This is a genomic window from Micrococcus sp. Mcc28 (genome assembly GCF_024519775.1).
Taxonomy (GTDB): Bacteria; Actinomycetota; Actinomycetes; order Actinomycetales; family Micrococcaceae; genus Micrococcus; species Micrococcus luteus.
This window is the reverse complement of record NZ_JALJRH010000003.1, coordinates 21,898-47,071: the sequence shown is the minus strand read 5'-3', so window position 1 is coordinate 47,071 and position 25,174 is coordinate 21,898. Positions and strand designations below refer to the sequence as shown.

Here is a 25,174-nt window from a genome sequence, read left to right as displayed (position 1 = left end):
ATCGTGTGATCGGCAACACGCCGATCTCTCCTGTCCCGCCCGCGGCGCCCCCGCATCCCGGCGCCCTGGATCCCCTCGCCCCAAGGACCACCCGTGACCCTCAACCTGACCATCGTCGCCGTCTACCTGGTCGGCATGCTCGCCTTCGGCTGGTGGGGCAAGACCCGCGCCGCCAGCTCGGAGGACTACCTCGTGGCGGGCCGCCGCCTCGGGCCGGTGCTGTTCACCGGCACCATGGCCGCCGTCGTGCTCGGCGGCGCCGCCACCGTGGGCGGCGTCGGCCTGGGGTACGAGTTCGGGCTCTCCGGCGCGTGGCTCGTGGCCGCCATCGGCGTCGGCGTGCTCATCCTGTCGGTGGCGTTCGCCCCGATCCTGGCCCGCCTGAAGATCTACACCGTCTCGCAGATGCTGCGCCTGCGGTACGGCCGCGGCGGGGCCTCCCACGCCTCCTCCTTCGTGATGCTCGCCTACACGCTCATGCTCGCCGCCACCTCCACGGGCGCCTACGCGTCGATCTTCGTGGTGCTCTTCGGCTGGGACCGCTGGCTGTCCGTCCTGGTGGGCGGCGGCATCGTGCTGGCCTACTCCGTGCTCGGCGGCATGTGGTCCATCACCCTGGCCGACATGGCCCAGTTCCTCATCATGACCATCGGCCTGTTCGCCCTCATGCTCCCCCTCTCCCTGGCCAACGCCGGCGGCTGGAGCGCCATGCAGCAGCGCCTGGGCGCCGAGTTCTTCAGCTGGGACGGGATCGGCGTGCAGTCGATCGTCACCTACTTCGTGATCTACACCCTCGGCCTGCTGATCGGCCAGGACGTCTGGCAGCGCGTCTTCACGGCCCGCTCCCCGCGCGTGGCTCAGATCGGCGGCGCCACGGCGGGGCTGTACTGCATCGCCTACGGCGTCGCCGGCGCCGTGATCGGCATGGCCGCCCGCACGGTGACCGCGGACATCGCCACCACGGACGACGTGTTCGCGTGGGTCGCCCAGAACCTGCTGCCCGTCGGCGTGGGCGGCGTGGCCCTGGCGGCCGCCGTCGCGGCCATGATGTCCACCGCATCAGGGGCGATCATCGCGGCCTCGACCGTGATGCGCACCGACATCCTCCCCATCCTCCGCGGCGAGGCCGCCGCCGCCGAGGACGGCGCCACCACCGAGGACGCGGCCACGGAGACCGCGGCGGAGCTCGCCTCGAACCGCGGCTGGGTGCTGCTGCTCGGCGCCGTCGTGCTGGGGCTGGCGATCGTCGTCCCGGACGTGGTGGCGGCCCTGACCATCGCGTACGACATCCTCGTGGGCGGCCTGTTCGTCGCGATCGTCGGCGGCCTCGTGTGGAAGCGCGGCACCGGCACGGCGGCGCTGTGGTCCATGGTGGTCGGAACGCTGGGCACCCTCGGCACCATGGGCTGGCTCGAGCTGAACGCCGCCGAGCCCTTGGAGGGCGTCTTCGCGAACGAGCCGATCTACGTCGGTCTGGCCGCCTCCGCCGTCGTGTACGTCCTCCTCAGCCTGATGACCCGGCCCACCGATCCCGCGGTCCTCGAGGCCTGGCGGGTGCGCTCCCGCCACGGCGTCGACGCCGCGGTCTGAGAGTGCCCCTGGCCGATGACCCCGGGGCCTGTGATCCTCCGACGCCCGCACGGTGGCCGAGGCCAGGTGACCGGTGCGGCGGGTGGCGGCGGGCGACCCTTCCCCCAGGCTCCCCCGGGCCCCTAGTGTGTCCGTACAGCCCGGGACTGGGACTCCCCCTCGGGTTCGCCCCGTCTCTCGCCCCGCCGGGGGCCTCGCTGGAGACAGAAAGGCAGCAGTTTCATGACCACCAAGAACCGCGCCGTGGCATTCCACGGCATCAAGGACGTGCGCGTCGACGAGCTGGACTTCCCCAAGCTGGAGATGCCTGACGGCTCCGCCGCCCCGCACGGTGTCATCCTCAAGATCGTCGCCACCAACATCTGCGGCAGCGACCTGCACATCTACCGCGGCTCCTTCCCCGTGCCCGAGGGCATGGTGCTGGGTCACGAGATGACCGGCCAGGTGCTGGAGATCGGCAGCGACGTCCAGTTCCTGCAGGAGGGCGACCTCGTCTCCGTGCCGTTCAACGTGGCCTGCGGCCGCTGTCGCAACTGCCGCGCCGGCCGCACCGAGGTGTGTGAGACCGCCAACCCGGAGCAGGCGTGCGCCGCCTACGGCTTCAATCTGGGCAACTTCCAGGGCGGACAGGCCGAGTACCTGTTCGTGCCGTACGCCGACTTCCAGCTGCTGCGCTTCCCGGACCAGGAGCAGGCGATGGAGAAGATCCTGGATCTGGCCGTGCTCTCGGACATCCTCCCGACGGCGTTCCACGGCCTCATGGAGGCCGGTGCCAAGCCCGGCTCCACCGTCTACATCGCCGGTGCCGGGCCCGTGGGCCGGTGCGCCGCGGCCGCCGCTCGGCTGCTGGGCGCCTCGTGCATCATCGTGGGCGATCAGGACGCCTCGCGGCTGGAGCTGGTGCGCAAGCACGGCTGCGAGACCATCGACCTCTCCGTCACGGAGAACCTGCAGGACGCCGTGAACGACATCCTCGGCGAGCCGATGGTGGACTGCGCGGTGGACTGCGTCGGCTCCGAGGCCCACGGCCTGGGCTCCGAGTCCGATGAGATGCAGCCGATCGCCGCCGTGAACCAGGTCCTGGACATCACCCGTCCGGGCGGTGCCACGGGCATCATCGGCATCTACGGGCCGGACCCGATCGCGGAGACGAAGGCCGAGCAGGAGGGCACCTTCCCGGTGGACTTTGGCAAGGCCTGGATCAAGTCGCCCCACATCATCGGCGGCCAGGCGCCCATCATGCGCTACAACCGTCAGCTGATGATGTCGATCCTGTGGGACCGGATGCCGTACCTGACGGAGTTGGTCAACCCGCGCGTGATCACCCTGGACGAGGCACCCCAGGCCTACGCGGAGTTCGACCAGGGCGCCGTGGAGAAGTTCGTCATCGACCCCCACGGCATGATCGCCCGCTGAGCGGTCCGCCCCCGGAGGCACGACGGCGCCCCTCACCTGCCCGCGCAGGTGAGGGGCGCCGTCGTCGTTCGCGGATCAGGCCGCGTGCAGCAGCGTGGCGGTGATCCCGAGGCCCGCCAAGCCCACCACCAGCGCGACCATGCAGGCCACCGACGCCAGCGCCGGCCGGGCCTGCTCCCGCGCGATCCCGTCCGCGTGCGCCACGTAGCGCCGGCGCTGCGTGGCCAGCACCGCCGCCCCGCCGACGGCCGCCACCACCGCAGGCCCGAACGCCCACGCGCCGACGGCCGGCCACCACCTCAGGAACGTGAGGCTGAGGACGCCCAGCGCCAGGACCGTGCGGCCCCAGCTCATCACGGTGCGCTCGGGCTGCAGCCCCGGGTCGTGATGCAGGCGCATCGCCTCAGCCCCGCGGCAGGACGACGGCGGCCAGCAGCACCACGACCGCCAGCACGACGCCCCCCGCCAGGACCGGGACGATCAGCGGCAGCGGCAGCGGACGGCCGCGGCGCATCGCCCGCTCCACCCGGAGCCAGCGCGCACCCGCGCCCAGGGCGAGCAGCGCCGCCAGGACGAGCAGCACCGTGCTCAGCACCACCCGGACCGGCGGCGCGAAGAGGGCGCCGGCGAACGCCTCCACCGCGACCCCGCCGGCCAGCAGCGCCAGCGCCGTCCGGACCCAGGCCAGGAACGTGCGCTCATTGGCGAGCGTGAACCGGGGGTCCGGCTCCACCCCGCCCGCCAGGAGGCGGTGCTGCCAGGCCGGCCGGCCGCCGTCGTGGGCGGCGGCCTCGGGGCCGTCGGGGGTCTCTGCTGCGTCCATGCGGCCATGGTAGCGACGGCGTAGACTGGCGGGTCGGGCGCGCGCCCGGCCGCCGTGGTCCGCGGCGGCGGCGCCCGTCCCCGCCCGACCATCCGATGGAGCCCCATGAGCCCCGCCCACACCGCCACTCCTGCAGCACGCCCCGAGCCGACCCGCGAGCAGGTCCGACGCTGGCGCCGCTACCTCGCGGATGAGATCGCCGAGGGCCAGATCTACCGCGACATCGCCGCCCGCAAGGACGGTGTGGAGCGCGACATCCTGCTCGGCCTCGCCGAGGCCGAGCGCCGCCATGAGCAGCACTGGCGGATTCTCCTGGGCAAGCACGCCGAGAACCCCCCACGCCCCTCCTTCCGTCGCGTCCTGCTGCGCTGGCTCGCACGGATCTTCGGCTCCGTGTTCGTGCTGGCCCTGGCCCAGCGCGCCGAGTCGGACACTCCCTACGCGGAGGACCAGGACGCCCCCGAGGGCATGGTGGCGGACGAGGCCATCCACGAGGAGGTCGTGCGCGGCCTCGCCGCCCGGGGTCGCGAGCAGCTGGCAGGCAACTTCCGTGCCGCCGTCTTCGGCATGAACGACGGGCTGGTCTCCAACCTGGCGCTCGTGATGGGCATCGGCGCGACGGGCGTGGCGCCGTCCGTCGTGCTGTTCACGGGCGTGGCCGGCCTGCTGGCGGGCGCGCTGTCCATGGCGGCCGGCGAGTACGTCTCGGTGCGGTCCCAGCGGGAGCTGCTCGAGGCCTCCTCCCCCACCCAGATCACCCTCGAGGCGGCCCAGCACCTGGACCTGGACCACAACGAGCTCAAGCTCGTCTACCTGGCCCGCGGCATGACGCCCGAGGACGCCGAGCACCGCGCGCTCGAGCGCCTCGGCTATCTCACGTGCGACTGCAACCCGCAGTTCTCCGCCCGTCCCGACGGCTCCCAGGGCCCGGTGGACCACTCGGACTCCTTCGCGGAGATCGGCTCGGCGTGGAGCGCCTCCCTGTCCAGCTTCGCGTTCTTCGCCTCCGGCGCACTCATCCCGATCCTGCCGTACATCTTCGGCATGTCCGGGCCGTGGGCCCTGGGCCTGGCTGCGGCGATGGTGGGCGCGGCCCTGCTCTTCACCGGCGGTGTGGTCGGGCTGCTGTCCGGCTCCTCACCGCTGGCCCGGGGCCTGCGCCAGCTCGCGATCGGCTTCGGCGCCGCCGCCGTGACGTACGTGCTCGGCCTGCTCTTCGGCGCGAACGTGGGCTGACGCGGGGAGGGCGGTCTGGCGCCCCGGCCACGAGAAGAGGGTCCGGTCCTCTCCGTCCTCTCGGCGGCTCAGTTCCTCCAGAGCCCCGATGAGTGCACCGACAGCGGTGGGCCGGCCCGCTGTCGCAGTGTCGCTCTGCTCTGTGTCATGAGGAGCGGAAGGTGGTGACCATGCGGGCCTCAGGTACGCGGTTCCCACCGGAAGGTGCTCTTTGCCATGGCGAACGCCGCCACGACGAAGGCGAGGCTCGGCAGCAGCAGGCTGACGGCCTCGTGGAGGGCCATGCCGCTCCATCCCTCGATGATCAGCTCGGTCACCGCACCGCCGGGGAGCAGGCGTTTGACTCCGGCAAGCTCCTCCGTGCCGGTCAGACCGACCCACATGGAGGCGCCGAGGGCGACGACGAACAGGGGCAGCGTGGTCACCTGCGCGTGGTCCGGGGAGTTGGTGAGACCCGCCGTCGCGATGGCCGCGCCCACGAACATCAACTCCAGGACGACGACGGCGGCCACGACGGCCACGACCCCCACCGGAGGGGTGCCGACGACCGACAGGATCGCGACGATGACCCCGGCCTGCACCAGGTTCACCAGCGCAATCGGCAGCACGAGACCGCTCAAGATGGAGGCGTCCTTCGCCGACGTGGAGCGCAGCCGCTTGAGGAACAGGTTCTGGCGGCGGGAGGCCAGGGTGGTCGTCGCCGTGATGTAGGTGCCCATGGCGGTCACGGTGACCAGGATCAGAGCGGCCGTCACCGGGGTGCCCCCGAAGTTCTCGCGGTTGAAGATCAGGACCGCGCTGAAGGCGAGGGGGATGAACAACGACGAGGCTGCGACGAGGCGGTTGCGGACGAGCTGTGTCATCTCGCTGCGGGCGATGGCGAACATTGCGGGCTCCTCTTGTGGTGGTCGAGTCGGTCGTGAGGACGTGTGATCAGGCGTTAAGGGCGCGGAAGAGGGATTCGAGCCCCTCGGCTCCGACGTTCAGGCCCTCGAGCTCCACATCGCGGGAGCGGGACCACACCAGGAGGCGGTACAGGTCCTCCTGGAGGTTCGTGGTGGGGATGGTGACCGCGCCGCCGGGTGCGATCGTCGCGTCCTCGAACGGGACGGTGGGCTCACCACTCAGCCGGAAGCTGATGGTCGAGGGGAAGGCCGAGGTGAGCTCGGCGACTGTCCCCTGCCGATGGATGCGGCCGCTGTGCATGAGCGCGATGCGGTCGGCCCGCTCCTGGGCCTCCTCGAGGTAGTGCGTGGTGAGCAGGATCGTCGCGCCCTCGTCACGCAGCCGGTCCACGACGTGCCAGAGTGCGTCGCGTGCCTCGATGTCCAACCCCGTGGTGGGCTCGTCAAGGAAGATCAGCTCCGGTGAGCCGAAGATCGCCGTGGCGAAGTCGAGGCGGCGCTTCTCGCCGCCAGAGAGCTGCCCGGTCCGGGTGTCCCGACGCCGGCGGAGGTCCACGAGGTCCAGGACACGGTCGACGTCGTCGTCCCGCCGCGTCAGACGACCGATCAGCGCGAGGGTCTCGCGTACGGTCAGGTCCGGGGCGAACCCGCTCTCCTGGAGCATGATCCCCACCCGACGACGCAGGGTGCGGTCGCTCGGGTCCTGCCCGAGGACCCGCACGGAGCCGGCGGTCGGGGCCCGGTGACCCTCCATGACCTCGATGGTGGTGGTCTTCCCGGCACCGTTGGTGCCGAGCAGGCCGAAGAACTCCCCACGTCGGATCTCGAGATCGATCCCGTCGACGGCAGTGAAGTCCCCGTAGTCGACCCTGAGGTCGTGGATCTCGACGATCGTCTCCGTGCGAGAGTCGACGGCGGTGGGGGCGGGGAGAAGCGTCGTGTTCTGCATGTCCCCCACACAACCAACCGGAATCCGCCCCCGACAGTGAGGTCACGTCACTGCGCGGCATGACAGAGTTGGTGCGCAAGCATGACGCTGCGTCACTGGTGCGGGGCGGGCCGGTGACGGAAAGGTGGATGTCGTTCCGATCCCGCGGCACCCGCGGCGGATCGGGACCGCCGAAGAGAACCAACCATCGACCTGGACACGGGAGGCTCCCATGAAGACCATCCGGACCATCGCATTCATCCTGTTTCTCTGTGCCACCGCGTTCGGCGTCATGTTGACGCTGCACTACCTGCCCATCCCCGAGATCCTGCCCTCTGAGATCACCTCCTGGGTCCCCGCACGGGACACCGCCGACGCCACCTGGCTGATCGTCGGCATGGTGGTCGCCGTCGTCGCGACCGCTGTGGGGTTCTCGGCCAGCCACAAGGCCGTCGAGCGAGAGACGCAGGTGACCTCCTGAGGGGCACCCGATCCACGCGCTGACTGAACATGGAGTGCCCATGACCTCCGAGCACACGTCGGAGACGCGAAGGCTGCGCAGCAGGACGAGCTTCGTCCTGCTCGCAGTCTTCGGTGTTGCCGCCATCGTCGCCCTCCTGACGTCCGCTGTGGAGCCGTGGCCCCCTCTCGTCCTGGCACCCGGCCTCATCGCCGGCCTCTGGCTGCTGTCCCAGTGGCACCGGGAGGTGGCTGCTCCGACGCGTTGGGCAGTGCTCGCCCTGGGCACTCTCACCTGGGCGCTCAGCGCCCTCTGGGATCTGACTCCCCTGGGCGCCCTGGCCTTCGCCCTCGCCGGTGCGCTCGAGGTCATGTGGAGCCGACACGCCAGGGCCGTCGTGACCCTGCTGGTGCTCACTGTCGGGTCGGCGGCCGGCGCTCTCGTGTTCGTCACCGATCCCCAGGCCTTGTGGGTCTATGTCGGCATGGGCGCCCTGCTGACGGGCGTCGCGTGCGTGACCATCCCCGTTTCCCGAATCTCCTTCGACCTCATGCGCCTGCAGGACCAGCGTGCGGAGCAGGAGCGGGCAGCCTCTCTCGATGCCGAGCGGCTGCGCTTCTCCCAGGACCTCCATGACATCCAAGGCCATGCGCTGCACGTGGTGAAGCTCAAGATCGCCGTCGCCCAGCGGATGCTTTCCACGGACACCGACGCGGCCCAGCGGGAACTCGATGAGGCTCAGCAGACCCTGCGCCAGACCATGGCCGAGACCAAGGCGCTGGCACAGGACGGGCACACCTTGACCCTGCGCGGTGAGCTCGCGAACTCCGTCGCGCTGCTCGAGGCCACAGGCATCACCGTCACCACCGACGACGACGGCGGCCCGCGAGGCGAAGAGTTCGAGCATGTGGCCGGCGTCGTGATCAGGGAGGGGACCACCAACATCCTGCGTCACTCCGACGCCCGCAGGGTCGAGATCAGCCTTGCCCCCGGGCACGTGGTGATCTCCAATGACGGTGCGGCCGGTGTCTCCGCCGAGGACCACACGGGAGGGCTGGACAACCTCCGGTCCCGCCTCGCGGGGGTCGGAGGCCGCCTGGACGTCTCCTGTGTCGACGGACGGTTCACCCTCGGGGCACGATGGGAAGCGGACGAGGAGGAGTCGGTGTGAATGACATCAGGATCGTCCTGGCGGACGACGAGAAGCTCCTGCGCACAGCACTGGCCACTCTGCTGGAGATAGAGGGCGGCATCCGCGTCGAGGAGGTGGCCGCCGACGGCCATGAGGCGGTCGAGGCAGTGCGCCGCATCGATCCCGACATGCTGGTGACGGACATGGAGATGCCCGGTCTGGACGGCGTCGCAGCCGTCGCGACGCTCCGCGAGACCCACCCCGACCTCCCGGTGGTGATGCTCACCCGCCACGCCCGTCCCGGGGTGCTCCGACGGGCGCTGAAGGCTGGCGTCACCGGGTTCGTCACCAAGTCTGCGGAGCCGGGGGAAATCGCCGATGTGATCCGCAGGGTGAACAGCGGGCAACGATGGATCGATCCGGACACCACGGCCCGGGCGATCTCGGACGACTGTCCCCTCACCGACCGGGAGCTCGACGCCCTGCGTGCCACGGGCGAGGGGTACTCCGTGGCCAGGATCGCGCAGCAGCTGCACCTCGCGGAGGGCACGGTCCGCAACTACCTCTCCAGCGCCATGCAGAAGACCCAGACGTCCACGCGCCATGACGCGGCGCGGTTCGCCCGCCGCCACGAGTGGCTCTGACTCCGCGTCTCCCGTCATCTCACAGGACCTCACCACGACGACGGCCCCTCACCCTGGCGGGTGAGGGGCCGTTCGCTGTGGTCGCCGTGCCGTCAGGCCCGGCGGCCGAGGGTCGGGATCAGGCCTGGGCCTGCAGGATCTCCCGCATGAGCTGGGCGGTCTCGGACGGGGTCTTGCCGACCTTCACGCCCGCGGCCTCGAGGGCCTCCTTCTTGGCCTGGGCGGTGCCGGCGGAGCCGGAGACGATGGCGCCGGCGTGGCCCATGGTCTTGCCCTCCGGGGCGGTGAAGCCGGCCACGTAGCCGACGACCGGCTTGGTGACGTTGGCCTTGATGAACTCGGCCGCACGCTCCTCGGCGTCGCCGCCGATCTCACCGATCATCACGATGGCCTGGGTGTCCGGGTCGGCCTCGAACGCCTCGAGGGCGTCGATGTGGGTGGTGCCGATGACCGGGTCGCCGCCGATGCCGATGGCGGTGGAGAAGCCGAAGTCACGCAGCTCGTACATCATCTGGTAGGTCAGCGTGCCGGACTTGGACACGAGGCCGATGGGGCCGGAGCCGGTGATGGTGGCCGGGGTGATGCCCGCCAGGGCCTCGCCCGGGGTGATGACGCCGGGGCAGTTCGGGCCGATGATGCGGGTCTTCGGCTTGCCGTCCTCGCCGGTCTTGGACTGGGACAGGGCGAAGAACTCGGCGGTGTCCTGCACCGGGATGCCCTCGGTGATGACCACGAGCAGCGGGATCTCGGCCTCGATGGCCTCGATGGCGGCGTCCTTGGCGAAGGCCGGCGGCACGAAGGCCACGGACACGTCCGCACCGGTCTTCTCCATGGCCTCCTTGACGGTGCCGAAGACGGGCAGCTCGACGGCGTTGCCGTCCTTGTCCTCGTGGGACACGGTGGTGCCGGCCTTGCGGGCGTTCACGCCGCCCACGATGTTCGTGCCGGCCTTGAGCATGAGGCGGGTGTGCTTGGTGCCCTCACCGCCGGTGATGCCCTGGACGATGACCTTGGAGTCCTTGTTCAGGTAGATCGACATAGCTGTTTCCTCAGTCTTTCCGAACGGTCAGTTCGCGGAGTGGGCGAGCTCGGCGGCCTTGTCGGCGCCCTCGTCCATGGTGGCGGCCAGGGTGACGAGCGGGTGGTTCGCCTCCTGCAGGATGCGGCGGCCCTCCTCCACGGCATTGCCGTCCAGGCGCACGACCAGCGGCTTGGTGGCGGTGTCACCCAGGATCTCGAGGGCCTTGACGATGCCGTTCGCGACCTGGTCGCACGCGGTGATGCCGCCGAAGACGTTCACGAACACGGACTTGACCTGCTCGTCGCCCAGGATGACGTCGAGGCCGTTGGCCATGACCTCGGCGTTGGCGCCGCCGCCGATGTCCAGGAAGTTGGCCGGCTTCACGCCGCCGTGCTGCTCGCCGGCGTACGCGACGACGTCGAGGGTGGACATCACGAGGCCGGCGCCGTTGCCGATCACGCCGACCTGGCCGTCCAGCTTCACGTAGTTGAGGCCGTTGGCCTTGGCCTTGGCCTCCAGCGGGTCCTCGGTGCGCTCGTCGACGAGGGCGGCGTGGTCCTCGTGGCGGAACTGCGCGTTGTCGTCGAGGGAGACCTTGCCGTCCAGGGCGAGGATCGTGCCGTCGCCGGTCTTCACCAGCGGGTTCACCTCGACGAGGGTGGCGTCCTCCTTCTCGAAGACCTCCCAGAGCTTCTGGATGACCTCGGCGACGTCGGCGCGCAGCTCCTCGGGGAAGCCCGCCTCGGCGACGATCTTCTGGGCGGTCTCGGCGTCGATGCCGGTCAGCGCGGAGACGGGCACCTTGGCGAGGGCCTCGGGGCGCTCCTCGGCCAGCTGCTCGATCTCCATGCCGCCCTCGACCGAGCACATGGCCAGGTAGGTGCGGTTGGCGCGGTCCAGCAGCACGGAGAAGTAGTACTCCTCGGCGATGTCGGCGCCCTGGGCGATCATGACCCGGTGCACGGTGTGGCCCTTGATGTCCATCCCCAGGATGGCCTTGGCGTGCTCGTAGGCCTCGTCGGCCGTCTTGGCGACCTTCACGCCGCCGGCCTTGCCGCGGCCGCCGACCTTCACCTGCGCCTTGACGACGGTGACGCCGCCGATCTTCTCCGCGGCCGCCTTGGCCTCGTCCGGGGTCTGCGCAACGATGCCGGCCAGCACGGGGACGCCGTGCGCCTCGAACAGATCGCGCGCCTGGTACTCATACAGGTCCACGGTGGTGTGTCCTTCTTGGTCGAAGACAGGGTCTGCCGGCCTCGCCCGCGGGCGCGGCCGACGTCGACGCCCCCTCCGTGGCCGGGCCGGGCACGGGGGCACAGCAGGGCGGCGGACGGCGGCGTTCCACGGCTCACTCTAGTCCACACCCCGGAGAGACCGGGGAGTCGGCGGGCCGGTCCCGTCAGCCCTCGACCTTCGTCAGCGGGGCGTAGCGCAGCAGCAGCCGCTTCTGCGCCCCGGTGGCGTCGAAGGTGACGGTCGCGACGGTCTTGTCCCCCGCGCCCGCGACGGCGTCCACACGCCCCTCGCCGAAGGTCGCGTGGGAGACGCGGTCGCCCGGGCTGAGCGCCACGATCTCCTTCTGCGGCTGCACCCGGCTCGGCGCCTTCCCGCGCACCACACCGGAGGGCACCGTGAGGTCCGCCGGCTCGTCCCCGCGGGTGAGGCGCTGGGGCCGCGCGCCGTCGTCGTCCCGGGACCGCCAGGCCGGTCGCCCGCCGCCGAACCGCCCCGCGTAGCGCGAGGTGCCGGCGCCGGTCAGGCTCAACGACCCGGCCGAGCGCGTGGTGCCCTCCCGCTCCCAGTCGATGAGCGCCTCCGGGATCTCCCCGAGGAACTGGCTGGGCGGGTTGAACTGGTGCTGGCCCCACAGCGAGCGTGCCTCGGCGCGCGTCAGGAACAGGCGACGGCGGGCGCGCGTCAGGCCCACGTAGGCCAGACGGCGCTCCTCCGCGAGCTCCTTCTCGTCCGTCATCGAGCGGGCGTGCGGGAACACCCCGTGCTCCATGCCCGTCAGGAACACCACGGGGAACTCGAGGCCCTTGGCGGTGTGCAGCGTCATGAGCGTGACCTGGCCCTGCTGCTCGGCGAGCGCCTCGCCCTCCACGTCCGGGGCCGTGGGCAGCTGGTCCGCGTCCGCCACGAGCGCCACCTGCTCGAGGAAGTCGGACAGGGTGCCGTCCGGGTGCGTCGTCTCGAAGGAGCGGACGACGGCGACGAGCTCGCCGAGGTTGTCCGCGCGGGACTCGTCCTGCAGGTCCTCGGACTCGCGGAGGGCGGCCAGCATCCCGGACTGCTCGAGGACGGCCTCCAGGACGGTGGCCGGGCCGGCGGACTCGGCGACCTGGCCGAGGTCGTCCATCATCTGCACGAAGCCGCGGACGGCCTTGAGCGAGCGCGCGGCCATGCCGGGGGCGTTCTCGGCGTCGCGCAGGGCCGCGGAGAACGTGGAGCGGTTGCGCTCGGCCCACGCGGCGATGGCGCCCTCGGCCCGGTCCCCGATGCCCCGCTTGGGCTCGTTGAGGATGCGGCGCACGTTGACGTCGTCGTCGGGGTTGACGATCACCCGCAGGTAGGCGAGCGCGTCCTTGATCTCCTTGCGGTCGTAGAAGCGCGTGCCGCCGATGACCCGGTACGGGATGCCGCGCGTCACCAGCCGCTCCTCGAGCGCACGGGACTGCGCGTTGGTCCGGTAGAACACGGCGACGTCGGCCGGGCGGATCCCGTCCTCGTCCTGCAGCCGGTCGATGGTGGTGGCGATCCACTCCGCCTCGGCGGACTCGTTCTCCGCGGCGTAGCCGACGATCGCGGGGCCCTCCCCCTCGGCCGTCCACAGGCGCTTGGGACGGCGGTCCGGGTTGCGCTCGATCACCGCGTTGGCGGCGTCCAGGATGGTCTGCGTGGAGCGGTAGTTCTGCTCGAGCTTGATGGTGACGGCGTCCGTGAAGTCCTGCTCGAACTCGACGATGTTGCGGATGTCCGCGCCGCGGAACGCGTAGATGGACTGGTCCGAGTCGCCGACGACGGTCAGCTCGCCGCCGGGGGTCTCCACGCCCTCGGGGTCGCCCGCCGGGCCGGCGAGGAGCCGGATCAGGCGGTACTGGGCGTGGTTGGTGTCCTGGTACTCGTCCACGAGGACGTGGCGGAACCGGCGGCGGTAGTTGTCCAGCACGCGCGGGAACGCCTCGAACATGTGGACCGTCATGCCGATCAGGTCGTCGAAGTCCAGGGCGTTGGCCTGGCGCAGGCGGGCCGTGTAGTCCCGGTAGACGGCGGCGACGGCGCGGCCCCACGGGTCCCCCTCGGCCACGGTGGCGGCGTAGTCGTCCGCCTCCACGAGCTCGTTCTTCAGGGAGCTGATGCGGTTCAGCAGGGCCTTGGGCGCGAAGCGCTTCGGGTCCAGCTCGTGCTGCTTGGCGACGGTGGTGACCAGGCGCAGGCTGTCCGCCGAGTCGTAGATGGTGAAGGTGGACTTCAGCCCGATGTTGGCGGCCTCGTTGCGCAGCAGCCGCACGGCGGAGGAGTGGAACGTGGAGATCCACATCCGCTGGGCGGTGGGGCCGATCAGCCCGGCCACGCGCTCGCGCATCTCCGCGGCGGCCTTGTTCGTGAAGGTGATGGCGAGGATCTCGTGCGGCCGCGCCCGGCCGGTGGCGAGCAGCCACGCGATGCGGTGGGTCAGCACCCGGGTCTTGCCCGAGCCGGCGCCCGCCACGATCAGCAGCGGCGCCCCCGTGTGGGTCACCGCGGCTGCCTGCTGCGGGTTGAGCCCCGCCACGAGCGACTCGGGAGTGTGCGCCGGCGCGGCCGGCCGGGCGTCCTCGCCCCAGGCCTCGGGGTCCGCGGCCGCGCGCGTGACGGCCGGGGGCACGAGCCCGGGCAGGGCGGTCTCCGGGTCCGCCGGGCGGCGGGTGCGGTCGAGGTTCAGGGGCGTGCGTCCGAGCGCGGAGAAGAGGTCAGCCATGGCGAACCCAGTCTAGGCGCGGCCCCGGACGCGACAGCGGGGCCGCCGTCGACATCCCCGCCCCACCCCGCCCGTCCGCACTTTCGAACGTGATGCGGGGCCTATCTCGCGTTCGAAAGTCCCCATGACCCCGATTTCACGTTCGAAAGTGAGCTGGGCGGCGCGGGGCCGGACCGGCTCGGACGGTCTGGGAGGATGGACCGCGGAGGTGCCCCGTGTCCCAGAAGTCCCGCAAGTCCCGTCCGCGCCCGTCGCGGCCCGCCGCGCGCCCGGTCGCCGAGTCCCCGCGCTCCCGCCCCACGCTGCGGGACGTCGACGTCCGTGAGGACCTCGCCACGGCCGCTGAGCGCGAGGGCAGCCCCGCGATCCCGGTCAGCGCGCTGATCGTGACCACCCTGCTCGTGGGCGCGTACCTCCATCTGCTGGTGCTGCAGCAGATGACCCAGCTCAGCGGCGGCCTGGCGATGCCGGACTCCCTGCTGTTCTACGGGCAGGACCACATCCGTGCGCTCTCCGCGGTCATGGACGAGGACGCCCGCGGCCAGCTGAACTGGGTGCACAAGACGGCCGGCGTGATCTTCCCGATCGCCGTGGCGCTGACGGTCACCGCGGTCGGCGCGTGGCGCCTGCGTCCCGTCGGCGCCAAGTGGGTCGTCTTCGGGCTGGGCGTGCTGTTCGCGGTCGTGGACATCTGCGAGAACATCGCGATCGAGCAGGCCATCGCCGCCGGCGGGCCGGGCGCCGGCCTGGCGGCCGCCCTGACGCTGACCCGCTGGGTCCTGCTCGCGCTGCTCGCGCTGGCGGTGGCCGTGATGCTGTGGGCCGGGCGGCGCCGTCGTCGTGGTCCCGCCGCGCGGGAGGCCTGAGGGGCTCGGCTAGACTCGCTCACCGGACCGACGCGCGGTCCGCGCCCCAGTAGCTCAGTTGGATAGAGCGACCCTCTCCTAAAGGGTAGGCCGTCGGTTCGATTCCGGCCTGGGGCACCCGGGTGGCCGGTCCGGCCGCCGCCTCATTCCGCGTCCGCGAACTGCGTGGTGTAGAGCTCCGCATACCGCCCGCCCGCCGCGAGCAGCGCGGCGTGCGTGCCGCGCTCCACGATCCGCCCGGCCTCGACCACGAGGATCTCGTCCGCGCTGCGCACGGTGGAGAGCCGGTGCGCGATCACGATCGCGGTCCGCCCGGCCAGCGCCTCCCCCAGCGCCTCCTGGATGGCGCGCTCGTTGGTGGAGTCCAGCGCCGCCGTCGCCTCGTCCAGCACCACGACGCGCGGGGCCGCCAGCAGCAGCCGCGCGATCGTCATGCGCTGCCGCTCGCCGCCGGAGAGGCGGTAGCCGCGCTCGCCGACCACGGTATCCAGCCCGTCCGGCAGCGCCTCGACCACGGGGCGCAGGCGGGCCCGCTCGACGGCGTCCCACAGCTGCTCGTCCGTCGCGTCGGGGCGGGCCAGCGTCAGGTTGGCGCGCACGGTCTCGTGGAAGAGGTGGCCGTCCTGGGTCACCATGCCCACGGCCCGCTGCAGGTCCGCGAACGCGAGGTCCCGCACGTCCACGTCGCCGATCTCGACGGCGCCGGAGGTGACGTCGTGCAGGCGCGTGACGAGCGAGGCGATGGTGGACTTGCCCGCACCCGAAGAGCCCACGAGGGCCACGGTGGCCCCGGCGGGCACGGCCACGTCGATCCCGTGCAGCACCTCCTCGCCGCCGCGCGTGTCCAGCACGGCGACCTCCTCGAGGGAGGCCAGGGACACCTGCTCCGCGGTGGGGTAGGCGAAGCGCACGTCCCGCAGCCGCACGGACAGGGGCCCCTCCGGCAGGGCCGCGGGCCGCGCGGGCTCCGTGATGAGCGGCTCCAGGTCCAGGACCTCGAACACGCGCTCGAAGCTCACGAGCGCGCTCATGATCTCCACGCGGGCGTTCGCCAGCGCGGTCAGGGGGGCGTACAGGCGGGTCAGCAGCAGGGCGAGGGTGACGACGTCGCCGGCGTCGAGGGTGCCCGCGATCGCCTGGAGCCCGCCCACGCCGTACACGGCCGCGAGCGCGAGCGCGGAGACCAGGGTGAGCAGCGTGGTGAAGACGGCCTGGCGCACGGAGATGTCCACGCCGGTGGCGCGCACGCGGTCCGCGCGGCGGGCGAACTCGGCGGACTCGGCGGCGGGGCGGCCGAAGAGCTTGATGAGTGTGGCGCCGGGAGCGGAGAACCGCTCGGTCATCTGGTCGCCCATGGCCGCGTTGTGCCCGGCCCGCTCGCGGGACAGGCCCGCCAGCTTCGAGCCGACCGCCCGGGCCGGCAGCAGGAACAGCGGCAGCATCACGAGGGACAGGACGGTGACCTGCCAGCTGGTGGCCACCATCACGCCCAGGGTCAGCGCGACGGACACCACGTTCGCGACGACGCCGGAGAGCGTCCGCGAGATCGCCGACTGCGCCCCGATCACGTCGTTGTTCAGGCGCGAGACGAGCGCGCCGGTGCGGGTGCGCTGGAAGAACGCCACCGGCATGCGCTGCACGTGGTCGAACACGGCGGTGCGCAGGTCGTAGATGACCTGTTCCCCCAGCCCGGCGGAGAGCCACTTGGTGAACACGGACAGCGCCGCGTCGAGCACCGCCACGAGGGCGATCAGCAGGGCCAGCCGCACCACGAGCCCGCGGTCCGCGCCGCCGGTGATCGCGTTGACGACGTCGCCGGCCAGCACGGGCGAGGCCACGCCGAGCACCGCGCCCACGATGGACGCCGCGACGAACACGATCAGGCGGGTGCGGTACCGGCCCGCGAACGCGATGGTCCGGCGCACCGTGCCGCGGGCGAGGCTCTGCTGGGCGTCGGACTGCCCGCGGGTCATCCGCATCATGGACATCCGTGCCGCCGACTCCATGCTCATGGGCCCCTCCGCTCTCTCGACCGTTGGAGAGTCTAGGAACCGCCGGGCACGGGCGGGCGCGATTCCGCTTCCGGCGTCAGGCCGCCAGGCGCAGGTAGTCCCGCCACGCTTCGGCGGGCCGCTCCAGCTCGCGGATCCGCCACTGGGCCCCGCGCGGGCGCACCGGCTCCACCCGCAGCCGCCAGCCCAGGGCCTCGAGCGAGCGGTCCGCCTTCGCCCCGTTGCAGCGCAGGCAGCAGGCCACGAGGTTCTCCCACGAGTTCTCGCCGCCCCGCGAGCGCGGCCGCACGTGGTCCACGGTGGTGGCGTGGGCGCCGCAGTAGGCGCAGCGGTGTCCGTCCCGGCGCAGCACGCCCTTGCGGGAGACCGGGGCCGCATCCGTGTGGGGCACCCGGATGTACTGGTGCAGCAGGATCACGAGGGGTCGGCCCCACGCGCGGGTGGGGCTGCGCATCGGGTCACCGGCGTCCTCGAGCACGCTCGCCTTGCCGGTGGCCACGAGCAGCAGCGCCCGGCGGTCGGAGACGACCGAGAGGGGTTCGTAGCCGGCGTTGAGGACAAGTGTGCGCATCGGGGGCCTCGGAAGCGTGGGGACACAGGGGCGTCGTGTCTCCACGCTAGACGCGGGTGCATCGGCGCGCCGCGTGTCGCCTGCGGCGGCGGAAGAGGTTCACCGGCCCGTCACCGGGCCATCACGCCCCCGTCACGCACGACGACGGCGCGCCGCGCCTCAGCCGTCGAGACGCTCGACCCACACGTGCGCGGCCGTGGCCTCGGCCAGCTCGAGGGCCCCGCCGTCCGCGGCCGCGCCGTCCTCCGCCTCGCCCTCGACCCGGATGTACCCGGCGTCGCGGGCGGCCTCGGCACGCACCACGCGGCCGGGGGTCACGCCGGCGCCGGCCAGCTGGGCCAGCAGCTCGGGGTCGGTCTGCACGCCCTCGGCCAGCCCGCGGACGCGGAACCGGCCGGCGGTGGCGGCCTCCTCGGAGAGCCGGGCGCCCGCCAGGCCCATGTCGCGGCTCCAGTCCTCGGCGGAGGCCTGCTCGGGCCGGGGCGGGATCGGGGTGCCGTAGGGGGTCTCGGTGGGGTTCTCCAGCAGCGTGAGCAGGCGGCGCTCCACCTGGTCGCTCATCACGTGCTCCCAGCGGCAGGCCTCCTCGTGGACGAGCTCCCACTCGAGGCCGATCACGTCCGCGAGCAGGCGCTCGGCCAGGCGGTGCTTGCGCAGCACGGACACGGCCCGCTCGCGGCCCGCCACGGTCAGCTCCAGCCGACGGTCCGCGCCCACGTGCACCAGCCCGTCCCGCTCCATGCGGGCCACGGTCTGGGAGACGGTGGGGCCGGAGTGCTCCAGACGCTCGACGATGCGGGCGCGCAGCGGGGGGATGCCCTCCTCCTCGAGCTCGAGGATCGTGCGCAGGTACATCTCGGTGGTGTCGATCAGATCCGTCATGGCACGTCCTCTTCCCTCGGGCTCTTCGTCCCGGACATCCTAGCGAGGCGTGAGTCACGTGGACGGCCGGTGGTCCCGGGCGCGGGAGAATGGGCGCGACCCGCGACCCCGAAGCGTCAGGAGCACGCATGACCTCCCCCGCCGAGATCACCATCCCCCAGGACCTGCTGCCGGCCGACGGCCGCTTCGGCGCCGGCCCCTCCAAGGTCCGCCCCGAGCAGCTGAGCGCGCTCCAGGACGCAGCCGGGCTGCTCGGCACGTCGCACCGTCAGAAGCCGGTCAAGGACCTGGTGGCGAGCGTCCGGTCGGGCGTCGCCGAGCTGTTCTCGGCGCCGGAGGGCTACGAGGTGATCCTCGGCGTCGGCGGCTCCACCGCGTTCTGGGACGCGGCCGCCTTCAGCCTGGTCCGCGAGCGCGCCCAGCATCTGAGCTTCGGCGAGTTCGGCTCGAAGTTCGCCAAGGCCACCGACCAGGCGCCGTTCCTGGCGCCGTCGGACATCCGCACCTCCGAGCCGGGCACCCGCCCCGAGCCGGAGGCCGTGGCCGGGGTCGACGTGTACGCGTGGCCGCACAACGAGACCTCCACCGGCGTGATGGCGCCCGTCGTCCGCCCCGCGGGCATCGACGAGGACGCCCTGGTCGTCGTCGACGCCACCTCGGCCGCGGGCGGCCTGCCGGTGGACGTGTCCGAGGCGGACGTGTACTACTTCGCGCCGCAGAAGAACTTCGCGTCCGACGGCGGTCTGTGGCTCGCGCTGTTCTCCCCGCGGGCCCTGGCGCGGGTCGCGGAGATCAAGGAGTCCGGCCGCTGGATCCCGGCGTTCCTGGACCTGGCCACGGCCGTGGAGAACTCCCTCAAGGACCAGACCTACAACACGCCCGCGCTGGCCACGCTCGTCATGCTGGACGCGCAGCTGCGCTGGATGAACGGTCAGGGCGGGCTGGACGCGATGACCGCCCGCACCGCCGACTCCTCCTCGCGCGTGTACGCGTGGGCCGAGGCGTCGTCCTTCGCCACGCCCTTTGTGGCCCGGTCCGAGGACCGCTCCGCCGTGGTCTGCACCGTCGACTTCTCCGACGACGTCGACGCGGCGGCGGTCGCCCAGGTCCTGCGCGCCAACGGCGTGGTGGACGTGGAGCCCTATCGCAAGCTCGGCCGGAACCAGCTGCGGATCGCGACCTTCGCTGCGACCGAGCCCGAGGACGTCGCGGCGCTGCTGCGCTGCATCGACCACGTGGTCGAGCGCCTGGGCTGAGCCGTCCCCGGACGGGGACACGGGCCCGCGGGGGACTCCACCGCGGGCCCGTTGCGTGTCCGCCCCGGCGGGTCAGCCGGGGCGCGCCGTCTCAGCCGCGGTCGTCCGGCGCGGTCTCAGGCGCCGGGGCGCCGGGCACACGGCCCTCGGCCACGGCCTTGAGCCGCTCGCGCTCCTCCTCGTTCACGCGCTCGGCGTACGGCACCCACAGGGGCGCCACGAGCGCACCCTCCCCCGCCATGAGGCCGGTCTCGCACACGGTGACCTGCTTGGCGCGTGGGGCCCGGGCGATCGTCACGTACCAGAGCCAGCCCGCGTAGCCGGGCATGCGGCACGCGAAGCGGTGCGTCAGGAGCCGGTCGTCGTCCACGAGCACGTCCACGTGCTCCCCCACCTCGTCCGGGGCGGCCAGCCCGGCCAGCCCCGCGCGGGCGGCGTCCACGGCGGCGGCGAGCAGCTCGTCGCGGCGCGGGGCCCGGCGACGCGCGGGCGGCACGGCCGCCCTCTCCTCCGCGGGCGCGGGCTCGGCGTCGGGGCTCCGGTGGTCGACGCGCGGGGCGTCGTCGTGGGTGGTCATGGCTCAGGCCTCCAGATCGTCGGCGACACGGCGCAGCACCTGCGCCATCTTCTGCGCCTGGGCGCGCTGGGGGTAGCGGCCGCGGCGCAGGCCGTTGGAGGTCTGGTCCAGCCACGTGATGAGGTCCTCCATGAGGACGGCCATCTCGGTGGCGCCGGGTCGGTGGTTGCGGACCACCGAGGGTGCGGCGTCGAGCACGCGCAGCGAGAGCGCCTGCTTGCCGCGGCGGCCCTCGGCCACGCCGAACTCCACGCGGGTGCCTCCGCGCAGCTCGGTCACCCCGGCCGGCAGGGCCGAGGCGGGCACGTGGACCTCCTCGCCCTCGTCCGTCTGGGCGAACCCGAAGCCCTTGGTCGAGTCGTAGAACTTGATGCGCCCGGTGGGCATGTGCGTCACCTGCTCCTCGTCATGTGGGTCCACCGCGTCGGGCCGGCGCCGCAGGGGCGGCCGTGCTCTCGTCTCGGGTCGGCGGGGTCCGGCACCGGCGTGGCGGTGCGCCGCGGCATCGGTGGGACCAGCCTGGCCGTGCGCCCGGAGGGGACGGCGGAGGACGTGGTCGTCAATGACCTCCCAGGATAGCCCGACTAGAGTGGCGGGCATGCCTCGGACCTCCACCCTCCCCGCCTCCGCGCCCGCCGCCGACCCCGCCGATCACCGGGGCGGTCGTGGCGTCGTCCTGGTGCTGGGCGTGGCCGTGACGGCGGTGTCCGCTCTGGCCCTGGTGGCCCTGCTGGTCGCGTACTTCCTGGCGTGGCCGGCGTCCCCGGCGCTGTTCGCGCTCGCGCTGTTCGGCCTGCCCGTCGGCTTCGGCCTGATGCTGCTGCACGTGGTGCTGGGCGCCGTCCGGCGCTCGCGCCCCTGAGCCGTCGGGCCAACGACGCCCCGTGACATCCAGCACCCTTTCAGGGTATTCCCAGGTCGGGGCGGTTGACTGGGCCCCATGCAGCCTCAGAACCCCGAAGCACGCCTCCTGGTGGTGGACGACGAGCCCAACATCCGCGAGCTGCTCTCCACGTCCCTGCGCTACGCCGGCTTCGAGGTCACGGCCGCGGCCAACGGCCGGGAGGCCCTGGACGCCGCCGAGGAGTTCCAGCCGGACCTGGCCGTGCTGGACGTGATGCTCCCGGACATGGACGGCTTCACCGTGACCCGCCGCCTGCGCTCCGCCGGCCGTCACTTCCCCGTCGTGTTCCTCACCGCGCGGGACGGCACCGAGGACAAGATCACCGGCCTGACGGTCGGCGGTGACGACTACGTGACCAAGCCGTTCTCCCTCGACGAGGTGGTCGCCCGCATCCGCGCCGTGCTGCGCCGCACTGCCTCCCTCGACGACGACGACGCGGCGGTGCTGCGCGTGGACGATCTCGAGCTCGACGACGACGCGCACGAGGTCCGCCGCGGCGGCGAGGTCGTGGAGCTCTCCCCCACCGAGTTCAAGCTGCTGCGCTACCTCATGATGAACCCGAACCGGGTGCTCTCGAAGGCCCAGATCCTGGACCACGTGTGGGAGTACGACTTCAACGGGGACGCCTCGATCGTCGAGTCCTACATCTCCTACCTGCGCCGCAAGATCGACGTCGGCGGCCGCGAGAAGATGATCCACACCAAGCGCGGCGTCGGCTACATGCTCCGCACCGCGGACAAGCGCTGACGTGCGTGCGCGGCTCGACGCCGCGGCGGCCCGCGTCCGCCATCCGCGCGCCTGGCTGAGGGGCGCGTGGCAGGGGCAGTCCCTGCGCACCAAGCTGGTCGTGATGATCGCGGCGCTCATGCTGGCCCTGGTCGCCGTGACCGCCGTGGCGACCGCGGTGCTGTTCCGCCAGGAGGCGGTGCGCCAGCTGGACGAGGACATGGCCGCCAACCGGGACACCGTCTCGATGTACCTGGCCAACGTCGCCCAGACCGGCGAGTACTACATGCCGCAGCTGCCCATCCTGCGCTTCTACGGCGTCGTGTGGGACAACGAGGGCGCGCGGGTCGTCCAGACCCCGGTGATGCCGGGTGCGGACGAGCCGGCCCTGCCGGACATCACCCCGGCCGAGGCCCTGGAGCGCGGCTCCGCCTCCTTCGAGGTGCCCGGCACACAGCCGGACTCGAGCGGCTGGCGCGTGCAGCTGTACGGGCTCAGCAGCGGCGACGGCACCATGGCCGTGGCCCTTCCCCTGCAGAGCGTGACCTCCTCCGTCGAGCGCGTCACCTCGATCGTCGTGACCATCGGCCTGCTCGCGACGGCGGGCACCGTGATCGTGGCCAACCTGGCGGTCCAGCGCGCGTTCCGCACCCTGAACCGCGTGGAGCGCACCGCCGCCAAGATCGCCGCCGGCGACCTGAGCCAGCGCGTGGAGAGCGCGGCGCCCGACACCGAGGTGGGCCGGCTCTCCCGCTCCCTCAATGCCATGCTCGCGCACATCGAGTCCGCGTTCCGGGACAAGGAGATCTCCGAGGACAAGATGCGCCGCTTCGTGCAGGACGCCTCCCACGAGCTGCGCACCCCCCTGGTCACCATCCGCGGATTCTCCGAGCTGTACCGGCACGGCGGGCTGCGCGAGGAGGAGGACGTCGCCGCCGCCATGCAGCGCATCGAGTCCGAGGCCACCCGCATGACCCGCCTCGTGGAGGACCTGCTCACCCTGGCCCGCCTCGACGAGCAGCGCCCCCTCGAGCACGCCCCGGTGGACCTGCTCATCCTCGCGATGGACTCCATGATGGACGCCTCCGTGAACGCCCCGGACCGCAAGGTCACCCTCGTGGGCCCCGACGGCGACCGGGCGGCCCCGGCGCCCATCCTCGGCGACGAGAACCGGATGCGCCAGGTGGTGGTGAACCTCATGGCCAACGCCCTGCGCTACACCCCCGCCGGCACCCCCATCGAGATCGCGGTCGGCACCGTCGACCACCTCGGCGGCCAGGCCGGGGCGGACGGCGCGGGCCGCAGCTCCGTGATCGAGATCCGTGACCACGGGCCGGGCGTGTCCGAGGAGGACCGCGCCCGCATCTTCGAGCGGTTCTACCGCGCGGACACCTCCCGGCACCGCGAGACGGGCGGCACGGGGCTCGGCCTGGCCATCGTCGCGGCGATCGTGGCCCAGCACGGCGGCTCCGTCCGGCTGCTGGAGACCGAGGGCGGCGGCGCCACCTTCTCCGTCCACCTGCCGTGGGCGCCGTTCGAGGACGAGGCGGACGAGGACGTCGAGGACGAGCGCCCGTCCGCGCAGGACACCGACGACGACGCGGCCGGTCCGCCCAGCGGCCCCCTCGCCCTGACCGCGCCGTCAGGAGCCGGCGCCAGCGCCGCGGACGCCGCCCGGCGCAGCCGCCTGCTGCGGGCGGCGGAGCGGTTCCGTCGCGCCTCGGCCGAGCGCCGCCGCCGGGTGTCTGCTCCTGCACAGGCGCCTCAGGCCGACGCCCCGTCCCCAGGCGGGGACGACCCGGCGGCCGGGCGCGACGCGCGTCCCTAGCGTGGTGCCCGGCGGCACCCGCCGCCCATCAGCACTCATCAGAGGGGACAGTCACATGAGCATCGTGCAGATCGACGTCGAGGACCTGCGGGCCAAGAGCGGGGCGGTGGAGGGCTCCATCGGCCGCCTCCAGGCGGAGGTGAGCACCATGGAGGCCAACCTGCGCCAGCTGCAGGACACCTGGCGCGGCCAGGCGGCCGCGAACTTCCAGGGCGTGCTCACCGAGTGGCGCGCCACCCAGCAGCGCGTGGAGGAGTCCCTGGCGGGCATCCGCCGCGCGATGGACGCCGCCGCCACCCAGTACCAGGACGCGGAGACCGCCAACGCCGCGATGTTCCGGTTCTGAGCGCCCGGCGCGGACCGGGGTGCGGCCGGCCGGCCGCGCCCCCGGTCCGCGCTTCCTAGAGTGGGGGCATGACCGTCCTGATCGACCCACCCGCGTGGCCCGCCCACGGCACCGTGTTCTCCCACCTCGTCTCCGACGCCTCCCTCGAGGAGCTCCACGCGTTCGCGCGGGCGGCGGGGCTCTCGGAGCGGGCCTTCGACCGGGACCACTACGACGTGCCCGCGCACCGACGTGCCGAGCTCGTGGCCCGCGGGGCGGTGCCCGTCAGCGGACGGGAGCTGGTGCGCCGCCTCGCCGCCTCGGGGCTGCGCGTGCCCGCCCGGAGCCGCGCCGAGAAGCGGGACGTGGTCCTCGCCCGGCGCTGGGCGCGGCTGTTCGAGGGCACGGCGGCGAGCCCAGATGCGGTGACGACGGCGGGTCGCGACCTGCTGGCCCGCTGGACGGAGCCGCATCGGCACTACCACGACCCGGCCCACCTGCTCGCGGTGCTCGAGTCCGTGGACCTGCTCGAGCGGGCGGGGGCGGAGACCGGACCGGATCCGCGTGCGGTCCGCCTGGCCGCGTGGTTCCACGACGCCGTCTACGCCGGGGACCCCACCGCGCCCGCCGGCCAGGACGAGGCGGACTCGGCCGCCCTGGCCCGGGACGTGCTCACCGATCCGCGGCTGGCCGTGCCGGCCGACGTCGTCGACGAGGTGGCACGCCTGGTGCTGCTCACCGCCGCCCACGACCCGGCCCCGCACGACGCGGCCGGGGCGGTGTTCTCGGACGCGGACCTCGAGGTCCTCGGCCGCTCCCCCGAGGCCTACGCCCGCTACGTGGCCGCGGTGCGGCGGGACTACGCGCACGTGTCCGACGCGGACTGGGCCCGCGGTCGCGGCGCGGTGCTGGACGCCCTGCTGGGCGCCGAGCGGCTGTATCGGACCGCGCCCGGCCGAGCGCGCTGGGAGGCCGCCGCCCGCCGCAATCTGGCGGCGGAACGAGCCGCGCTGTCGGCCTGAGCGGGGCGCCTCGGTGCTGGCCCGGAACGCGGCGAGGCCCGCCTCCCCGGACGGGGAGACGGGCCTCGCAGGCTGGGCGTCCGAACGGG

Annotated in this window: 25 protein-coding genes and 1 tRNA gene; 14 read left to right on the top strand and 12 right to left on the bottom strand. The window is 72.7% G+C overall.

The window, feature by feature from the left end; all coding sequences use genetic code 11:
* Positions 1-93 precede the first annotated feature (93 nt).
* Both NR073_RS02105 and NR073_RS02100 read left to right on the top strand, forming a co-directional pair.
* Positions 94-1,590: a sodium:solute symporter gene (locus NR073_RS02105; RefSeq protein WP_060973603.1), complete on the top strand. Its 1,497-nt coding sequence runs from the start codon at positions 94-96 to the stop codon at positions 1,588-1,590.
* A 222-nt stretch (positions 1,591-1,812) separates the two neighbouring features.
* Complete coding sequence (locus tag NR073_RS02100) at positions 1,813-3,006, top strand: alcohol dehydrogenase catalytic domain-containing protein (protein WP_060973604.1); 1,194 nt, start codon at positions 1,813-1,815, stop codon at positions 3,004-3,006.
* Positions 3,007-3,081: 75 nt separating this feature from the next.
* Here NR073_RS02100 and NR073_RS02095 read toward each other — a convergent pair whose 3' ends face one another.
* Both NR073_RS02095 and NR073_RS02090 read right to left on the bottom strand, forming a co-directional pair.
* The gene (locus NR073_RS02095) at positions 3,082-3,405 is read right to left on the bottom strand and encodes a DUF202 domain-containing protein (RefSeq protein WP_060973605.1); all 324 of its coding nucleotides are present in this window, start codon (positions 3,403-3,405) and stop codon (positions 3,082-3,084) included.
* 4 nt (positions 3,406-3,409) lie between these two features.
* Positions 3,410-3,829, bottom strand: coding sequence for a YidH family protein (locus NR073_RS02090; protein ID WP_060973606.1), 420 nt, complete (start codon positions 3,827-3,829; stop codon positions 3,410-3,412).
* Between the two features lie 105 nt (positions 3,830-3,934).
* On the opposite strand from NR073_RS02090, the gene NR073_RS02085 reads away from it, so the two are divergent.
* Positions 3,935-5,065, top strand: coding sequence for a VIT1/CCC1 transporter family protein (locus NR073_RS02085; protein WP_081097733.1), 1,131 nt, complete (start codon positions 3,935-3,937; stop codon positions 5,063-5,065).
* Positions 5,066-5,244: 179 nt separating this feature from the next.
* Here the strand turns inward: NR073_RS02085 and NR073_RS02080 are convergent, their stop codons facing one another.
* A complete protein-coding gene (locus NR073_RS02080) occupies positions 5,245-5,952 on the bottom strand; it encodes an ABC transporter permease (RefSeq protein ID WP_060973830.1) in 708 nt (235 codons plus the stop codon).
* A 46-nt stretch (positions 5,953-5,998) separates the two neighbouring features.
* Positions 5,999-6,919 carry an ABC transporter ATP-binding protein gene (locus NR073_RS02075; protein ID WP_060973829.1) on the bottom strand — a complete coding sequence of 307 codons (921 nt, stop codon included), beginning with the start codon at positions 6,917-6,919 and terminating at the stop codon, positions 5,999-6,001.
* Between the two features lie 211 nt (positions 6,920-7,130).
* Here NR073_RS02075 and NR073_RS02070 point away from each other — a divergent pair, with 211 nt between their 5' ends.
* The 3 genes from NR073_RS02070 to NR073_RS02060 are packed head-to-tail and all read left to right on the top strand — an operon-like array spanning position 7,131 to position 9,134.
* The gene (locus NR073_RS02070) at positions 7,131-7,379 is read left to right on the top strand and encodes a hypothetical protein (protein ID WP_060973828.1); all 249 of its coding nucleotides are present in this window, start codon (positions 7,131-7,133) and stop codon (positions 7,377-7,379) included.
* A 40-nt stretch (positions 7,380-7,419) separates the two neighbouring features.
* Positions 7,420-8,529, top strand: a complete 1,110-nt coding sequence (locus NR073_RS02065) for a sensor histidine kinase (protein ID WP_060973827.1) — start codon at positions 7,420-7,422, stop codon at positions 8,527-8,529.
* Positions 8,526-9,134 carry a response regulator transcription factor gene (locus NR073_RS02060; RefSeq protein WP_230956215.1) on the top strand — a complete coding sequence of 203 codons (609 nt, stop codon included), beginning with the start codon at positions 8,526-8,528 and terminating at the stop codon, positions 9,132-9,134. The genes NR073_RS02065 and NR073_RS02060 overlap by 4 nt, the downstream gene beginning before the upstream one ends.
* 118 nt (positions 9,135-9,252) lie before the next feature.
* Here NR073_RS02060 and sucD read toward each other — a convergent pair whose 3' ends face one another.
* The 3 genes from sucD to pcrA all read right to left on the bottom strand — a co-directional run bounded on the left by sucD (position 9,253) and on the right by pcrA (position 14,116).
* Complete coding sequence (gene sucD / locus NR073_RS02055) at positions 9,253-10,173, bottom strand: succinate--CoA ligase subunit alpha (RefSeq protein WP_078025428.1); 921 nt, start codon at positions 10,171-10,173, stop codon at positions 9,253-9,255.
* 27 nt (positions 10,174-10,200) lie between these two features.
* Entirely contained in the window at positions 10,201-11,370 is a 1,170-nt protein-coding gene (sucC, locus tag NR073_RS02050) for an ADP-forming succinate--CoA ligase subunit beta (RefSeq protein ID WP_100058525.1), read from the bottom strand.
* A 184-nt stretch (positions 11,371-11,554) separates the two neighbouring features.
* Positions 11,555-14,116 (bottom strand): DNA helicase PcrA, encoded by a 2,562-nt coding sequence (pcrA, locus tag NR073_RS02045; RefSeq protein ID WP_041103062.1) that lies wholly within the window; start codon positions 14,114-14,116, stop codon positions 11,555-11,557.
* Positions 14,117-14,331: 215 nt separating this feature from the next.
* Between pcrA and NR073_RS02040 the strand changes: the two genes are divergently transcribed.
* Together NR073_RS02040 and NR073_RS02035 are read left to right on the top strand one after the other, a co-directional pair.
* Positions 14,332-14,982, top strand: a complete 651-nt coding sequence (locus tag NR073_RS02040) for a hypothetical protein (protein ID WP_041103064.1) — start codon at positions 14,332-14,334, stop codon at positions 14,980-14,982.
* Between the two features lie 43 nt (positions 14,983-15,025).
* A tRNA-Arg gene (locus NR073_RS02035) sits at positions 15,026-15,099 on the top strand.
* Between the two features lie 26 nt (positions 15,100-15,125).
* Here NR073_RS02035 and NR073_RS02030 read toward each other — a convergent pair.
* From NR073_RS02030 to NR073_RS02020, 3 genes are all read right to left on the bottom strand, one after another.
* Positions 15,126-16,994: an ABC transporter ATP-binding protein gene (locus tag NR073_RS02030; RefSeq protein ID WP_060974277.1), complete on the bottom strand. Its 1,869-nt coding sequence runs from the start codon at positions 16,992-16,994 to the stop codon at positions 15,126-15,128.
* A gap of 76 nt (positions 16,995-17,070) precedes the next feature.
* Positions 17,071-17,565, bottom strand: coding sequence for an HNH endonuclease (locus NR073_RS02025; protein WP_020628346.1), 495 nt, complete (start codon positions 17,563-17,565; stop codon positions 17,071-17,073).
* Between the two features lie 159 nt (positions 17,566-17,724).
* Positions 17,725-18,447 carry a metal-dependent transcriptional regulator gene (locus NR073_RS02020; protein ID WP_020628347.1) on the bottom strand — a complete coding sequence of 241 codons (723 nt, stop codon included), beginning with the start codon at positions 18,445-18,447 and terminating at the stop codon, positions 17,725-17,727.
* Between the two features lie 128 nt (positions 18,448-18,575).
* Here NR073_RS02020 and serC point away from each other — a divergent pair, with 128 nt between their 5' ends.
* A complete protein-coding gene (gene serC, locus NR073_RS02015) occupies positions 18,576-19,703 on the top strand; it encodes a phosphoserine transaminase (RefSeq protein ID WP_041103069.1) in 1,128 nt (375 codons plus the stop codon).
* 91 nt (positions 19,704-19,794) lie between these two features.
* On the opposite strand, the gene NR073_RS02010 is transcribed toward serC, so the two are convergent.
* Together NR073_RS02010 and NR073_RS02005 are read right to left on the bottom strand one after the other, a co-directional pair.
* On the bottom strand, positions 19,795-20,280 hold the full coding sequence (locus tag NR073_RS02010; protein WP_060973810.1) for a DUF3027 domain-containing protein: 486 nt from the start codon (positions 20,278-20,280) through the stop codon (positions 19,795-19,797).
* A gap of 3 nt (positions 20,281-20,283) precedes the next feature.
* A complete protein-coding gene (locus NR073_RS02005; RefSeq protein ID WP_020628350.1) occupies positions 20,284-20,667 on the bottom strand; it encodes a cold-shock protein in 384 nt (127 codons plus the stop codon).
* 211 nt (positions 20,668-20,878) lie between these two features.
* Between NR073_RS02005 and NR073_RS02000 the strand changes: the two genes are divergently transcribed.
* The 5 genes from NR073_RS02000 to NR073_RS01980 all read left to right on the top strand — a co-directional run bounded on the left by NR073_RS02000 (position 20,879) and on the right by NR073_RS01980 (position 25,085).
* The gene (locus NR073_RS02000) at positions 20,879-21,142 is read left to right on the top strand and encodes a hypothetical protein (RefSeq protein ID WP_041103073.1); all 264 of its coding nucleotides are present in this window, start codon (positions 20,879-20,881) and stop codon (positions 21,140-21,142) included.
* A 78-nt stretch (positions 21,143-21,220) separates the two neighbouring features.
* Positions 21,221-21,931, top strand: a complete 711-nt coding sequence (locus NR073_RS01995; RefSeq protein ID WP_041103075.1) for a response regulator transcription factor — start codon at positions 21,221-21,223, stop codon at positions 21,929-21,931.
* Between the two features lies 1 nt (position 21,932).
* Positions 21,933-23,738, top strand: coding sequence for a HAMP domain-containing sensor histidine kinase (locus NR073_RS01990; protein WP_041103078.1), 1,806 nt, complete (start codon positions 21,933-21,935; stop codon positions 23,736-23,738).
* A gap of 55 nt (positions 23,739-23,793) precedes the next feature.
* The gene (locus tag NR073_RS01985; protein ID WP_010079419.1) at positions 23,794-24,084 is read left to right on the top strand and encodes a WXG100 family type VII secretion target; all 291 of its coding nucleotides are present in this window, start codon (positions 23,794-23,796) and stop codon (positions 24,082-24,084) included.
* Between the two features lie 68 nt (positions 24,085-24,152).
* Positions 24,153-25,085, top strand: coding sequence for a DUF4031 domain-containing protein (locus NR073_RS01980; RefSeq protein WP_041103081.1), 933 nt, complete (start codon positions 24,153-24,155; stop codon positions 25,083-25,085).
* Positions 25,086-25,174: the final 89 nt, after the last annotated feature.

Coding starts and splice junctions, on each gene's coding strand:
- NR073_RS02100 (WP_060973604.1), top strand. CDS start 1,813: ATGACCACCAAGAACCGCGCCGTGGCATTCCACGGCATCAAGGACGTG.
- NR073_RS02095 (WP_060973605.1), bottom strand. CDS start 3,405: ATGCGCCTGCATCACGACCCGGGGCTGCAGCCCGAGCGCACCGTGATG.
- NR073_RS02090 (WP_060973606.1), bottom strand. CDS start 3,829: ATGGACGCAGCAGAGACCCCCGACGGCCCCGAGGCCGCCGCCCACGAC.
- NR073_RS02085 (WP_081097733.1), top strand. CDS start 3,935: ATGAGCCCCGCCCACACCGCCACTCCTGCAGCACGCCCCGAGCCGACC.
- NR073_RS02080 (WP_060973830.1), bottom strand. CDS start 5,952: ATGTTCGCCATCGCCCGCAGCGAGATGACACAGCTCGTCCGCAACCGC.
- NR073_RS02075 (WP_060973829.1), bottom strand. CDS start 6,919: ATGCAGAACACGACGCTTCTCCCCGCCCCCACCGCCGTCGACTCTCGC.
- NR073_RS02070 (WP_060973828.1), top strand. CDS start 7,131: ATGAAGACCATCCGGACCATCGCATTCATCCTGTTTCTCTGTGCCACC.
- NR073_RS02065 (WP_060973827.1), top strand. CDS start 7,420: ATGACCTCCGAGCACACGTCGGAGACGCGAAGGCTGCGCAGCAGGACG.
- sucD (WP_078025428.1), bottom strand. CDS start 10,173: ATGTCGATCTACCTGAACAAGGACTCCAAGGTCATCGTCCAGGGCATC.
- pcrA (WP_041103062.1), bottom strand. CDS start 14,116: ATGGCTGACCTCTTCTCCGCGCTCGGACGCACGCCCCTGAACCTCGAC.
- NR073_RS02030 (WP_060974277.1), bottom strand. CDS start 16,994: ATGAGCATGGAGTCGGCGGCACGGATGTCCATGATGCGGATGACCCGC.
- NR073_RS02025 (WP_020628346.1), bottom strand. CDS start 17,565: ATGCGCACACTTGTCCTCAACGCCGGCTACGAACCCCTCTCGGTCGTC.
- NR073_RS02020 (WP_020628347.1), bottom strand. CDS start 18,447: ATGACGGATCTGATCGACACCACCGAGATGTACCTGCGCACGATCCTC.
- serC (WP_041103069.1), top strand. CDS start 18,576: ATGACCTCCCCCGCCGAGATCACCATCCCCCAGGACCTGCTGCCGGCC.
- NR073_RS02010 (WP_060973810.1), bottom strand. CDS start 20,280: ATGACCACCCACGACGACGCCCCGCGCGTCGACCACCGGAGCCCCGAC.
- NR073_RS02005 (WP_020628350.1), bottom strand. CDS start 20,667: ATGCCCACCGGGCGCATCAAGTTCTACGACTCGACCAAGGGCTTCGGG.
- NR073_RS02000 (WP_041103073.1), top strand. CDS start 20,879: ATGCCTCGGACCTCCACCCTCCCCGCCTCCGCGCCCGCCGCCGACCCC.
- NR073_RS01995 (WP_041103075.1), top strand. CDS start 21,221: ATGCAGCCTCAGAACCCCGAAGCACGCCTCCTGGTGGTGGACGACGAG.
- NR073_RS01985 (WP_010079419.1), top strand. CDS start 23,794: ATGAGCATCGTGCAGATCGACGTCGAGGACCTGCGGGCCAAGAGCGGG.
- NR073_RS01980 (WP_041103081.1), top strand. CDS start 24,153: ATGACCGTCCTGATCGACCCACCCGCGTGGCCCGCCCACGGCACCGTG.